Source organism: Gordonia sp. G4 (assembly GCF_057770005.1).
Genome location: NZ_CM173442.1, coordinates 4669047 through 4682187 on the forward strand (window position 1 = coordinate 4669047; position 13141 = coordinate 4682187).

Below are 13141 nucleotides of genomic sequence, written 5' to 3' on the forward strand. Positions count from 1 at the left end.
GCGTGTCAGGACGTCGCCTCCGCCTCGTGCCTGGCCGACACACAGAACTGATTGCCGTCGGGGTCGGCCAGGGTCACCCACGCGAAGCCGGGCATCTCGCGATCGGCGATCTTGGTGGCGCCCGCGGCCACGAGTCGCCCGACCTCCGACTCGAGATCGTCGGTCGTCAGGTCGAGATGGATGCGGTTCTTCCCCGGTGTGGGGTCCTCGACCTGCTGGAACGCGAACAGCGGGGTGCCCTCCCCGACTGCGACGACGACGAAGTACCCGTCGTTCTCCTCGACGATCCGACCGCCGAGCTGGTCGGCCCACCACGTCGCCAGTGGTGCCGGCGCGAGCGCGTCGACGGTGATCATGCCCAGTGCGAGAGTCATGGCAGCCAAGCTACTCCCGGTCACCGACATCCGGGCTCGGTCGCACTGGGGGTCGCCGGGCGCGTTCGCCACTACCGCCCCACGGCTGCGGTCACCACCTAGACTCACGCTGATGCCCGAACTCTCCTACACGATCCTGGGCGGCCTCGGGGCTCAGATCGGTTCCGACCCCGTCGAACTCGGCACGCGCAAGCAGCGGGCGACGCTCGCCCAGCTGATCCTCGCCGAGGGCGCGCCGGTGCGCGCCGACAGTCTGATCGAGGGCATCTGGGGCGATTCACCCCCCGAGCGGGCGGAAGTGTCACTCCAGTCCTACATCTCGGGTCTGCGCAAGGCCCTCGAACCACACCGGAAGCCACGGACCCCCTCCACGGTCCTGCTCACCCACGGAACCGGATACAGCCTCCCCACGACCGCCGAGCAGGTCGACGCGCGTCGGCTGACCGCGCGGCTCGGCTCCGCACGCACCCTGATGCAGCGGGGCGACGCGGCGGGGGCCGCACCACTCCTGGCACAGGTGCTCGACGACTATCGCCCCCTGCTGCCGGAGTTCGAGGGCCTGGCGTTCCGGGACGAGGCCGCCGGACACCTCGACCGCATGGTGCAGGCCGCTCGGGAGATGTCCTTCGAGGCCCGGATGGCCGACGGCGACCACCGTCTGCTCGTCACCGAACTGGAGAGCGAGGTCGCGCGTTCGCCTCTCGACGAGGGACTGTGGGTGCTGTTCGCCACGGCGCTCTACCGTCTCGGTCGCCAGTCCGACGCCCTCGGTGCGATCGCCACCGCCCGTCGAATCCTGGCCGACGAGATCGGCGTCGACCCGGGACCGCGGCTCCGGACCCTCGAGAGCGACATCCTCGACCACGCTCCGCATCTCGACGTGCCGAGGGCGCCCCGCCCGGACACCGCGACCATCGCGTCGGACCTCGCCGACCCCGGCCCGACGACCCCGGCGGACACCGTTCCCGACCACGGTGTCGACACCCTCGAACCCGACGAGACGCCGTCGGTCGTGGGCCGGACCGAGGAACTCGCCGCCCTGCATCGCGCAGTGCTCGCCTCGATGTCGGGGCACGGGGGCGTCGTCGTGGTCGAGGGTGAGCCGGGCGCGGGAAAGACCGCGCTGATCGACGAAGCCGGCCGCCGAGCCGCGGGTGCCGCCGATCTGCTGGTCCTGTGGGGACGCTGCGTCGACGACCCGGCCGCGCCGTCGATGTGGCCATGGGTGCAGATCCTCGGTGCGGTGCTGCCCCGGCTCGATCCCGCCGATCGGGAACGTCTCCTCGACAGCTCGCTCGGCCGGATGGTGACCGAAGGCGTCAACGTGATCCCGCCGCCCCGGCAGATGCCCGATGCGGCCGCCCGATTCCAGTTCTACGACCAGGCCGCCGATCTCCTCGACGGAGTGGCCGCGACGGCGAAGCTGATCATCGTGCTCGACGACCTGCAGTGGGCCGACGGTGCGTCGCTGGAACTGTTCGCGCACATGGCCGCACGACGGACCACCGGCGTGACGTTCTTCGCCTCGCTGCGTTCGCCGTCGGCACGACCCGTCGTCGCCACCACGCTGGCGACGCTGGCCCGTCTCCCGGAACACCGGCGCCTGCACGTCGGACCGCTCAGCGGCGACGACATCTCCGAACTCATCCGGCGCGAGACCCGGCAGTGGCCGGAGGTCGCCACCGTGTCGTCGATCGAGCGACGAACCGGCGGCAACGCCTTCTTCGTCAGGGAGCTGGCCCGGATCCTGGCCGATCGCGGGTCCATCGCCGGCACCGCGGTCCCGTCCGGTGTCCGCGATGTGGTCCGCCAGCGACTGGTCGGATTGTCGCCGGAGACGACCGAACTCCTCGAGCTGGCGTCGCTCATCGGAACCCGCGTGGACCTCGTCCTCCTGGCGACCGCCGCGAACCGCCCGGTGGACGAGGCACTCGACCTGCTCGAGCCCGCGGGCGGTGCGGGGGTCATCGACCTCGGACCGGATGATCCGTTCGGTTTCGGGTTCAGCCACGACATCATCCGGGAGGCGATCGCGGACGGCATCGCCGCGATGCGCGCGCGACGGCTGCACCTCGCGATCGCCGACGCCCTCGCCGGCAACTCCTCGCCGCATGCGGTGACGAGAGTCGCCCGGCACCTGTGGTCCGCCGGACCGCTGGCCGATCGGGAACGCACCACCATCGCACTGCTCACCGCGGGTGACATCGCCTTGCGCACCTACGACTTCGACGGCGCACGCAGACATCTCGGAGATGCGGCGACGCTCGCCCGCTCGACCGGCGACCAGCAGGCGGAACTCGTCGCGATCACCACCCAGCTGGCCGGCGAGGTCGCGGCGCACGGCTACTTCGCCGCCGACCCCGTCCTGCAGGAGCGCGCCCGGACGCTGGCATCGACACTGGGCGACACCCGCCTGCTCGCGACCCTCGACTACGCACGCTGCGCGGCCCACATCCAGATCGCGGACACCGAGACCGGTCACCGCCTCGCGCAGGACCTGCGTCGGCGCGCCGAACGATCCGACGACCCGGTCGTCACCCACCTGGGCATGCACGCCGCCGGTATCGACGACTTCCACCGCGGGAACTTCGGTGCGGCGCATCGCATCCTGGAGACCTACGCGCCGATCGACGTCGATGTCGAAGGCCTGCGCGACGATCAGCTCGCGATGGCCCGCGGTTTCCGTGGCTGGGCGGCGACGGTGCACCTCGGCTCCGATGCCGGCCGGGCGCTGTTCGCGACGATGGCCGACGCCCATCCCGATCCCCGGTCGCAGTTCGGCATGGCCATCTTCGCGGTCGGCGCGGCGTCCATGCTCGGCGACGCAGAGTGGGTTCTGGATGCCGGTCCGGCCATCATGTCCGACGGCGCCGCCGCGCTCGCCTACCTCCGTCGTGGCGGCGAACGGATGTACTGGTGGGCGCGGGCGATGACCGGCGACCTCGACGAAGCACTCGAGCACATCGACCGGCTCGGGGCCGACGACATCGGCATGGAGGACCATCCGCGCACGGGTGAGGGCTACTGGCTGGGCCTGCACGCCGAGGTCCTGGTGGTCGCGGGCAAACTCACCGACGCCGCGACGCTCCTCGACCGGGCCGCGGACTTCGCCGGCCGCACGGGCGAACGCTATGCCGACGCACACCGTCTGATCGTCCGCGCCCGGTACGAATACGCCAACGGTCGCCCGGCCTCCGTTGTGGGCGCGACCCTGTCCGCCGCGCGCGACACCGCACTCGCACAGGAGGCGGACGGGCTGGTCCGGAGGATCGACGCACTGGCGTCGACCTGGGGACTCACCTCCCCCGCCTGAGCGCACCAAGTCCGTCTCAAGTCGCATCCAAGGACCTTCGGCGACCCTTGTCGGGAATCCGGCGCCGACCGGAGCCCGACGAATCCTGCCGGACCGCTCCGGCCGCAACCGAGGACCTGCCGATGACCGCAACACCCGCCTCCTCCACGCCCGAGAACACCGAACGCCTCACCGTCCGAACCCGCACCTCGGTGCTCGCACAACTCCGCGATCGGATCGCGGGTGACGTCTACGGTCCCGGCGACGCGGGCTACGTCGACGCACGATCGGGTTTCAGCCGGCTCGACGTGCATCGTCCCGCCGTGATCGCCGTTCCCGCCAACCACTTCGATGTCGTGGAGGCGGTCCGTTTCGCCGTCGAGGAGGACCTGCGCGTCGCCGTGCAGGCGACCGGGCACGGCACCGGCAGGCCGGCCGACGGCGGGTTGCTGATCAACACCTCCCGCCTCGCGTCGGTCAGCGTCGACCCGGTCACCCGGACCGCGCGCGTGGGTGCGGGCGCCACCTGGCGGACGGTTGTCGACGCCGCCACGCCATACGGACTGGCGCCGCTGATGGGCTCGGCGAGTGGTGTCGGTGCGATCGGATACACCCTGGGCGGCGGCTTCGGCTGGCTCGGTCGGCGCTTCGGCCTGGCGTCCGACCACGTGCTCTCGTTCGACCTGGTCACCCCCGACGGCACGCCGATCCGGGTCACCGACACCAGTTTCCCGCACATCTTCTGGGCGTTGAAGGGCGCCGGCGCAGGCGGCCTCGGCGTCGTGACGTCGATGGAGATCTCGCTCGTCGAGGTGTCGACCGTGTACGCGGGCAACCTCTTCTACCCTGCCGCCGACGCCGAAGAGATCATCCGCAGATTCCGGGACTGGGCACCCGCGCAGTCGGACGCGCTGACCTCGGCGGTCGCCATCCTCAACCTCCCGCCCACCGACGACGTCCCGGAACCGCTACGCGGCCGGAGCTTCGCCGTCGTGCGCGGATGCTGGTCAGGCGATCTCGACGCCGGTCGCGCGGTCGTCGACGAATGGCGCGACTGGCGCACGCCCGTCGTCGACATGTGGGATGTGCTGCCGTTCGCCGCGATCGACGCCGTCAGCATGGATCCGACCGAACCGATGCCGGTGATGGTCACCACCGAATGGTTCGACGACCTCCCGGACGTCGCCGTCGACATCGTCGCCGCGAGGGTCCGGCCCGCCCCGGCATCGGCACCGCTGATCGTGATCGGCGAGATCCGCCACGCCGGCGGAGCGATCGCCCGCGGCGCGGAGCACGCGCCCAACGACCGGGCCCGGACGGGACGGTTCCTCCTCGAACTCGTCGCGGCGGTGCCCGACCCCCAGGTGGCGCTGGCGGTCGAGTCGACGCTGCGCGTGACCCGCACCGAGCTTGCGCCGTACGTCACCGGCGCCGCCTATCTCAACTTCACCTCGGGTACCGAACGGGTGGCCCGCGCCGACGACGCGTACAGCTCGGACCACCGACGACGTCTCGACGAGATCAAAGCCGCCCTCGACCCGTCGAACCGCTTCTGCCACGGCGACATCTGACGGGACGACCCGGGCGGGCGATCACGGCCCACTTGCCCCGGCGCGCACTGTGTGCGCTGATGGTCGGCATGACTGATCCGTCCGGACTCCGGTCCCACAGCGCGGACGATGCCCGTCCCCTCCTGGTCGTCGACGGCGCCAACGCCGTCGGTTCGGTGCCCGACGGCTGGTGGCGCGATCGCCGTGGTGCCGCCGAACGACTGCGGACGCGACTCGAGGCCGTCGCCCTCGGTGGCCTCGCGGGACTGCCGGGACCGCTCGAGGTGGTGCTCGTCGTCGAGGGCCGGGCTCGCGGAGTCGAGGCGAGCGAACACGTCCGGGTCGTCGAGGCACCCGCCGAAGGCGACGACACGATCGTCGAGGTCGTCGCCGACTCGAGCCCGCACCGGGAGCGGATCGTGGTCACCGCCGACCGCGAACTGCGGGCCAGGGTCGTGCGATTGGGCGCACGGGCGATCGGTCCCGCCGCCATCCCGCGGTAGTCCGCCGCTCGGTGACGTCTGTTCGGCGTCCGCTTTCTCCGACTTGTCACCCGGTCGGCGCGATCGGCCGATAATCTCCTGAGCATCGGCGACCGGCCGACCACAGGAGGATTCCATGACCGAAGCAGATGTCCTGATCGCCGGTGCCGGACCCATCGGCCTGACCGCCGCCGTCGAACTACGCAGGCGCGGAATCCGTGTCCGCATCGTCGATCCGCTCCTCGAACCTCCGCAGTACGCCAAAGCTGTCGGCATCCAGCCCCGCACGCTCGAGGTGTTCGAGAGCATGGGCGTCGTCGGACCGGTGCTCGACGCCGGCCTGGAGATGCGCGGTCAGCTCGTCTACGTCAACGGAAGTCAGGTCTCACGGGTCGACCTCACGACACCGCCCGATGTTCCCTACCGTTTCCACCTGCTCCCCCAGTACGCGACCGAGCGCATCCTGCGTGAGCGACTCTCCGATCTGGGCACCGAGATCGATCGGGGCACGGCGGTCTCGGCATTCGAGCAGGACGCAGACGGCGTGACCGTCACCCTCACGGGTCAGGACGGGGAAACCACCGTCCGGGCGGGCTATCTCATCGGCGCCGACGGTGCGCACAGCGTCGTGCGCAAGGGACTGGGGCTGAGCTTCGAAGGCGGCGCCTTCACCGAGCAGTACATGCTCGGCGACGTCGTGGTGGACTGGTCGATGCCCCGCGGCTACGCCATCCGATCGATGCACCAGACCGCGGACGGCACCACCGACGACCAACTGGTGTGCATCCCGCTGCCCGGCCGCGGCCGCTACCGGATGTCCATGCTGGTCCCCGACGAGCTGGCGGTCGCACCGACGACCGGCGGAGACGGTGTGGCCCACGGCTTCGAGGGCACCCGCGCGCCGGAGTTGTCCCACATCCAGGCCGTGGTCGACAGGCTCGCGCCCGAGCCCGCAACGGTCTCGCACCTGCGATGGTCGTCGGTGTTCCGCATCAGTCATCGGATCGTCGATTCCTACGGCCGCGGACGCGTGTTCGTCGCGGGCGACGCCGCCCACATCCATCCGCCGACCGGTGCGCAGGGCATGAACACCGGCGTGCAGGATGCGCACAACCTCGCCTGGAAACTCGCGCTCGCCGTCACCGGGGTCGCCTCCGACGCGCTCCTCGACAGCTACGACCTCGAGCGCCGGCCCGTCGGCGAGGAGGTGGTGGGACGCACCGTCCGAGACGCTCGCGAGGGCATCGGCGCCGGTTCCACCGACATGGACTTCATCATGCGGCGGGAGGCCCAGCTGCTGATCTCCTACGCCGACAGTCCCGCCGTCGCGGGGTCGACGGTGCCCACCGCCCCGGCCGCGCCACGGGCAGGCGAGCGCGCGCCGGACGCGACGGGCCTCAGCCGCGAATCGGTCAATCACCCGGTGCGCCTGTTCGGCGTGCTGGACGGCGTCGACCACTCGCTCATCCTGTACGCGGACGCCACCGCCGGGACCGGGGACGTCGCGGTTCTCGAATCCCTCGCCGGCGAGATCTCCGCGAAGGCGCACGGCCACATCGACATCCATGTGATCGCGGCCGCGACGGCACAGGTCGGCAGCACCGATCTACCGCTGCTCCGCGACACCGACGGCCGGTTCGCCGACGGCTACCTCCCAGACGGTTCGACGGTGTTCGTCATCCGGCCCGACGGTTACATCGGATACCGCGGCCCCATCGCCGACACCAAGGCCGCACTCGCCTACCTCGAGGGCACGTTCGGGTAGCTCTCGCGGGCCCCCCGGCACACCGTCCGGCGGGGGCCGATGCCCGGGCACGCCGTAACGTTGGGGACCGTGACGAGACGACCGGCAACCGACCGTCCGCTGTTCCGGACCGCGGGCATCCTCGCCGACCGCATCGGCATTTCGGTCCGGCACCGCACCGCCGATTCCCGGCTCGGCCGCGCGATGGGCACCGGCGAGGTGATCTATCTGGTGGCCCCGGCCGGTCATCCGAACTACGGCGACGAACTCATCGCCCGGACGTGGCTGCGACATCTGGCTCGGGTGCGCCCGAACGCCACGGTCGTGCTGGACTGCCACAGCCCCGGTACGGCCACGACGCTGCTGCACGACGCACATCCGAACATGCTCGTCGTCGACACGCTGTGGCAGTTGACCACCTACGCGGCGGACGCCGAACAACAGGACCCCTGGGAATGGGTGTCGTCCGCTGCGCTCGACTCCGGTCTCGCGCCGCGCGTGACCGCGGGTATCGACCTCCTGCACTCGGCGACCACCATTCACCTACTCGGTGGCGGTTACCTCAACACCGTGTGGCCGCACCACGTTTCGTTGTTCGTCGCCGCCGCCGGAGTGGCCCGGCGATCCGGCGCCCGACTCGCCGCGACCGGTCAGGGACTCGTTCCCGCACTGCAGGGCCGGGCTCGGGCCGCGCTGACCGAGGCGTTCGCCGCATTCGACATCGTGGACGTGCGCGACACCGCGTCGGTAGACGTACTCGACGGCGCCGTCGCGGCACGGCATTCCGGTGACGATGCATGGCTGGCTCTGCACCGGCCCCGACCTCCGCTGTACCGCACCGACCCGCCGGCCGAACGGGGTGTCGTACTCTGCCTCCAATCCGATCTCACCGAGCGTTTCGTCGGGCCACGGGCGACCGGCGTCGAGGCCCTGGCCGATTTCGTGCACGCGACCCTCGACGCCTGGGACGTGCCCGGATCGGCGGTCACCGTCGTCGAAGGAATCCCGGGGCACGACAACGAGGTTCCCTACCTCCTCGGTCCGCGCCTGGCCGGCGCCACCGTCCTCAACTTCCGCGACGTGTGGAGTGGCGGGTTGCCCGCCGGGCATCGAAACACGTGGATCAGTACCCGGTTCCACCCGCATCTCATGGCCGCGGCCGCGGGCGATCCCGGGGTCGCGGTCGTGGCGATGCCGGGGTACTACTCCACCAAACACCGGTCCCTGATCGAGGCCGGCTCGGACTGGACCGTCGTGGATTCCGGTACGTCTGTACCGGACCGACCGGACGGACACGGCTTCGACGCGGTCGCGCGGGAGCGGGCGGTCGCGGCCAAACTCGCCACGGCCATCGACATCTACCCCGTCCCGCCGGTGCTGGCACACCGCATGTGACTCCTCGCCGGAACCTTTGCGGCTTTTGTCTCAATCCACCTCGCCGCGCCGGTCTGCCGCTACAGTGAGCGGATGAGCCGAAAGCCTCTGCGCGCCACCGTCCTCCTCCGTATGACGACGCTCGGTGCGGTGGCCGCACTCGGCCTCGTCGCGTGCTCGCCCTCGGAGACGGCGTCGGGTACGGGATCGTCGGCACCGGCGTCCGGTTCGGGACAGACGACCTCGGTGCCCGCCGACACCGCTGCGGCATTCCAGAAGGCGATCGACGACACGCGCGCCGCCGGCGACCTCCCCGGCGTCATCGCCCGGGTCATCTCGCCGGCCGGAACCTGGACGGGGACATCGGGTGTGCGGGCGGCCGGCGGGAACGAGCCCACCGAACCCGCGGACCATACGCGGATCGGTTCACTCACCAAGACGATGACCGCGACGCTCCTGCTCCAACTCGTGCAGGAGGGCCGGGTCTCCCTCGACGATCCGATCGAGAAGTATGTCCCGGACGCACCCAACGGCACCGCGACGCTGCGGCAGGTCGCCGACATGACCAGCGGCATACCGTCGTACACCGCCTCCGAGGCCTTCGACCGCAGGTTCTTCGCCGATCCCGAAAGCGTGTGGAGCCCCACCGAACTCGTGGACACCGCGAAGGCGCTGCCACCGAGCTTCCCGCCGGGGCAGGGCTGGCAGTACTCGAACACGAACTACGTCCTGCTGGGTCTGGTCATCGAGAAGGTGCTCGCCAAACCCATCGGCGAGATCTTCGCCGACCGGATCTTCACGCCGCTCGGAATGGACGAGTCCTCATGGCCCGGCGGGTCCGTCGAGATCCCCGATCCACACCTGAACGGACTGACCGACCAGGGTCAATCCGACGGTAAGACGGTCGATTCCACTCGCTGGAATCCATCCTTCGCCTCCACCGCGGGCGCCGTGATATCGACGATCGACGACCTGCAGACCTGGGGCGAAGCGCTGTTCACCGGACAGGGTGTCCTGGATCCGGCGACTCAGCAGCTCCGCCGGGATTCGATTCTCACCTCGCCGGCGCCCAACACCGCCACCTCCGGATATGGCATCGGTATCGGGAACCGCGACGGATGGTGGGGCCACGACGGCGATTTCCCGGGATACAACACCTCGCTGTTCCACGACTACGAGTCGGACACGACGATCATCATCGTGATCAACACCGACGATGCCGTCACCGTCGACGGCAAGTCCATGGCCCCGGTCTACGCGGTCCAGGCGGGCCTCGTCGCCGCACTACCCGACTGAGTCCGGCACCTCACCCGAATCGGAACGGGGCCCACTCCGACACCGGTCCCCGCGTAAAGTCGGCGGCATGGCCAGAACAGTCGCGAAAGCCGATGTCGTCGACCGTGCCGGACTGCTCGAGTTCATCCGGCCGCGTCACCACATGATCCTCAGCACCGTCCGATCCAGCGGCAGTCCGCAGATGTCGCCGGTCACCGGCGGGGTCGACGAACAGGGTCGCATCGTCATCTCGACCTACCCCGGTCGGGCCAAGGCCGCGAACCTCCGGCACACTCCTGTCGCCACCGTCGTGGTGCTCTCCGACGACTTCAACGGCGCCTGGGTCCAGGTCGACGGCGACGCCGAGGTGCTCGACATGCCCGAGGCCGAAGATGCACTCGTGGACTACTTCCGCAGCATCTCCGGTGAGCATCCGGATTGGGACGAGTACCGCGCCGCGATGCGGACCCAGGGCAAGTCGCTGATCCGCATCACGCCGACGAGTTGGGTCCCGGTCGCCACCGGCGGATTCCCCGCCGACGTCGCGGCACGACTCGACGCCGACGATCGATGATCGACGCACGCGGCACGACGACGGACCCGATCGGTTGACCGCCGCCGCCGACATCGAGATCAGCGGACTCACGAAAAGCTATGGCGAGCACCGTGTTCTCGACGGCATCGATCTGCACGTTCCCGCGGGCGGCGTGACCGCGCTCCTGGGCCCCAACGGTTCCGGGAAGACGACGACCGTCGGCATCGCCTCGACCCTGTTCCCCGCCGACTCGGGAACGGTGACCATCGGCGGCTACGACACGGTCGCGCAGACCCGGTCGGTCAGAGCGATCATCGGCGTCACCGGCCAGTCGGTCGCCGTCGACGATCTGTTCAGCGGGCGAGACAACCTCGCTCTCATCGCCGACCTTCGCCGGCTGGGCCGGCGCAGCGGGCGGGCACGAACGCAGGAGTTGATCGAACAGTTCGACCTCGTGGAGGCCGCCGACCGCCCGGTGTCGACGTACTCCGGCGGAATGCGCCGGCGGCTCGATCTCGCGATGACGCTCGTGGCGATCCCGCGCGTCATCTTCCTCGACGAACCGACCACAGGACTCGACCCCAGGAGTCGTCGGATGCTGTGGGAGACCATCTCCCGGCTCGCCGCCGACGGCGTCACGATCTTCCTCACCACGCAGTACCTCGAGGAGGCCGACCACCTCGCCGACCGCATCGCCGTCCTCGACCACGGACACATCGTGGCCGAGGGAACAGCTGCGGAGTTGAAGAGCCGGGTTCACGCCTCCGAGGTGCGCCTGACGTTCGCCGACCGCGACTCGCTCGACGCGGCGGCCTCGCTGCTCCCGGATGCGCGTCGCGTCACCGACTCACGGCGCCTCGACATCGCGACAGACGACACCGTCGCCACGATCCGGACCACTCTGAATCGGCTCGAGGCCGCAGGGGTACCGGTCGCCGACGTGAGCGTCCATGCGCCGACACTCGACGACGTGTTCTTCGCCCTCACGGGCAACCCGGCTCCCGAGGTCCCCGACCCGGATCAGTCCGGAGCGGGATCATGACGGCCCTGGCCCACACGGTGTCGGATTCGCGGGTCATGATCCGCCGCAACGTTCGTCGGCTCCTCCGGTTCCCGGCACTCACCGTGATGCTGGTCGGAATCCCGGTCGTTTTCCTGCTGCTCTTCGTCTTCGTGTTCGGCGGGCAGCTCGGCGCCGGGATGACCACGCAATCCGGTGACAGCGGGCGGGCAACCTACCTCGACTACGTGGTGCCCGGGATCGTGCTGGTCACCGTCGCGTCAGCGGTGCAGGGTACCGCCATCGTCGTGGCGATGGACATGACCGCGGGAATCATCAACCGATTCCGCACGATGGACATCGCCCGCTCCGCGGTCCTGACCGGTCACGTGGTGGCCAGCCTGCTCCAGGCACTGTTCAGCATCGTCCTCGTCCTCGCCGTTGCGGTCGCGATCGGGTTCCGACCGACGGCCGGCCCTCTCGACTGGCTGGGCGCGTTCGGGGTGACCAGCGTGTTCGCGATCGCATTGATCTGGCTGTCGGTCTATCTCGGACTGGCGGCGAAAAGCGTGGAGACGGCCAGCAACACACCGATGTTCCTCACGATCCTGCCTTTTCTCAGCACGGGTTTCGTCCCGGCCGAGTCGCTGCCCGCCGGGCTGAGGCAGTTCGCGGAGTATCAGCCCTTCACGCCCGTCATCGAGGTCCTGCGCGGTACCCTCACCGACGCCTCGGTCCCTGCCGGGAGCGTGATCGCGGCACTCGCCTGGAGTGTTGCCATCGGCGGGGCCTCGTACTTCCTCGCCCTCCGAACCTATGAGCGGCGGCGCATTCCCGGATAGGGTCGTCGGCGTGCCCGAGAAGGTCGATTTCAAGAAGACATTCGACGCGTACAAGGCCCATCGGGGCCGGATACGTGTGCTCGAGGTACCCGTGATGCGCTACGTCATGATCGACGGGTCGGGAGACCCGAACACCACGCCACAGTTCGTGGCGACCATCGAGACGCTCTACCCGGTCGCGTACACCCTGAAGTTCGCGAGCCGAGGCGAGCTGGGCCGCGACTACGTCGTCCCCCCGCTCGAGGGTCTCTGGTGGGCCGAGGACATGAGCGCTTTCACCGGTGCTCGGGACAAGGGCCGCTGGAGTTGGACTCTCATGCTGATGATCCCGGACTGGATCGACGACGGACTGCTCGACGCCGCCGTCCTGCGGGTCGGCTCGAAGAAACCACCGCCGCGCCTCGACGACCTCCGCATCGCATCCCTGGACGAGGGACTGTGCGTCCAGACGCTTCACCACGGTTCGTTCGACGACGAGGGCCCGGTGCTGGCAGAGATGCACGATCGGTTCATACCCGACAACGGTTTGACCATGCGGGGCCATCACCACGAGATCTATTTCAGCGACTTCCGCCGGGTCGCGCCGGACAGACTCCGGACGCTGTTGCGCCAGCCGGTGGAACCCGCGACGCCGGCCACCGGGATTTCGTAGCGAAAGACGGTGTATAGCACG

11 protein-coding genes are annotated in these 13141 nt (G+C 69.7%); 10 read left to right on the top strand and 1 reads right to left on the bottom strand.

The features are described from left to right. Positions 1-5: 5 nt before the first annotated feature. On the bottom strand, positions 6-374 hold the full coding sequence (locus AC3B5T_RS21230; protein ID WP_055475386.1) for a VOC family protein: 369 nt from the start codon (positions 372-374) through the stop codon (positions 6-8). A 112-nt stretch (positions 375-486) separates the two neighbouring features. Here AC3B5T_RS21230 and AC3B5T_RS21235 point away from each other — a divergent pair, with 112 nt between their 5' ends. The 10 genes from AC3B5T_RS21235 (at position 487) to AC3B5T_RS21280 (ending at position 13120) form a co-directional block, all read left to right on the top strand. Continuing rightward, on the top strand, positions 487-3687 hold the full coding sequence (locus AC3B5T_RS21235) for an ATP-binding protein (protein ID WP_055475385.1): 3201 nt from the start codon (positions 487-489) through the stop codon (positions 3685-3687). Positions 3688-3809: 122 nt separating this feature from the next. After that, a complete protein-coding gene (locus tag AC3B5T_RS21240) occupies positions 3810-5237 on the top strand; it encodes an FAD-binding oxidoreductase (protein ID WP_055475435.1) in 1428 nt (475 codons plus the stop codon). 68 nt (positions 5238-5305) lie between these two features. Next, positions 5306-5719, top strand: coding sequence for a PIN domain-containing protein (locus AC3B5T_RS21245; RefSeq protein WP_055475434.1), 414 nt, complete (start codon positions 5306-5308; stop codon positions 5717-5719). Positions 5720-5834: 115 nt separating this feature from the next. Further along, on the top strand, positions 5835-7463 hold the full coding sequence (locus AC3B5T_RS21250; protein ID WP_055475384.1) for an FAD-dependent monooxygenase: 1629 nt from the start codon (positions 5835-5837) through the stop codon (positions 7461-7463). Positions 7464-7532: 69 nt separating this feature from the next. Next, the gene (locus AC3B5T_RS21255; RefSeq protein ID WP_055475383.1) at positions 7533-8837 is read left to right on the top strand and encodes a polysaccharide pyruvyl transferase family protein; all 1305 of its coding nucleotides are present in this window, start codon (positions 7533-7535) and stop codon (positions 8835-8837) included. Between the two features lie 72 nt (positions 8838-8909). Beyond that, positions 8910-10112, top strand: a complete 1203-nt coding sequence (locus AC3B5T_RS21260) for a serine hydrolase domain-containing protein (protein ID WP_231632668.1) — start codon at positions 8910-8912, stop codon at positions 10110-10112. Between the two features lie 67 nt (positions 10113-10179). Continuing rightward, positions 10180-10665, top strand: a complete 486-nt coding sequence (locus AC3B5T_RS21265) for a PPOX class F420-dependent oxidoreductase (RefSeq protein ID WP_055475381.1) — start codon at positions 10180-10182, stop codon at positions 10663-10665. A gap of 34 nt (positions 10666-10699) precedes the next feature. Further along, complete coding sequence (locus AC3B5T_RS21270) at positions 10700-11668, top strand: daunorubicin/doxorubicin resistance ABC transporter ATP-binding protein DrrA (RefSeq protein WP_055475380.1); 969 nt, start codon at positions 10700-10702, stop codon at positions 11666-11668. After that, a complete protein-coding gene (locus AC3B5T_RS21275) occupies positions 11665-12468 on the top strand; it encodes an ABC transporter permease (RefSeq protein WP_055475379.1) in 804 nt (267 codons plus the stop codon). The genes AC3B5T_RS21270 and AC3B5T_RS21275 overlap by 4 nt, the downstream gene beginning before the upstream one ends. Positions 12469-12478: 10 nt before the next feature. After that, positions 12479-13120 (top strand): GyrI-like domain-containing protein, encoded by a 642-nt coding sequence (locus AC3B5T_RS21280; protein WP_055475433.1) that lies wholly within the window; start codon positions 12479-12481, stop codon positions 13118-13120. Positions 13121-13141 lie beyond the last annotated feature (21 nt).

Excerpts from the sequence above, each read along its gene's own strand:
- AC3B5T_RS21230 (WP_055475386.1), bottom strand. The coding sequence starts at position 374 with ATGACTCTCGCACTGGGCATGATCACCGTCGACGCGCTCGCGCCGGCA.
- AC3B5T_RS21235 (WP_055475385.1), top strand. The coding sequence starts at position 487 with ATGCCCGAACTCTCCTACACGATCCTGGGCGGCCTCGGGGCTCAGATC.
- AC3B5T_RS21240 (WP_055475435.1), top strand. The coding sequence starts at position 3,810 with ATGACCGCAACACCCGCCTCCTCCACGCCCGAGAACACCGAACGCCTC.
- AC3B5T_RS21245 (WP_055475434.1), top strand. The coding sequence starts at position 5,306 with ATGACTGATCCGTCCGGACTCCGGTCCCACAGCGCGGACGATGCCCGT.
- AC3B5T_RS21250 (WP_055475384.1), top strand. The coding sequence starts at position 5,835 with ATGACCGAAGCAGATGTCCTGATCGCCGGTGCCGGACCCATCGGCCTG.
- AC3B5T_RS21260 (WP_231632668.1), top strand. The coding sequence starts at position 8,910 with ATGAGCCGAAAGCCTCTGCGCGCCACCGTCCTCCTCCGTATGACGACG.
- AC3B5T_RS21265 (WP_055475381.1), top strand. The coding sequence starts at position 10,180 with ATGGCCAGAACAGTCGCGAAAGCCGATGTCGTCGACCGTGCCGGACTG.
- AC3B5T_RS21275 (WP_055475379.1), top strand. The coding sequence starts at position 11,665 with ATGACGGCCCTGGCCCACACGGTGTCGGATTCGCGGGTCATGATCCGC.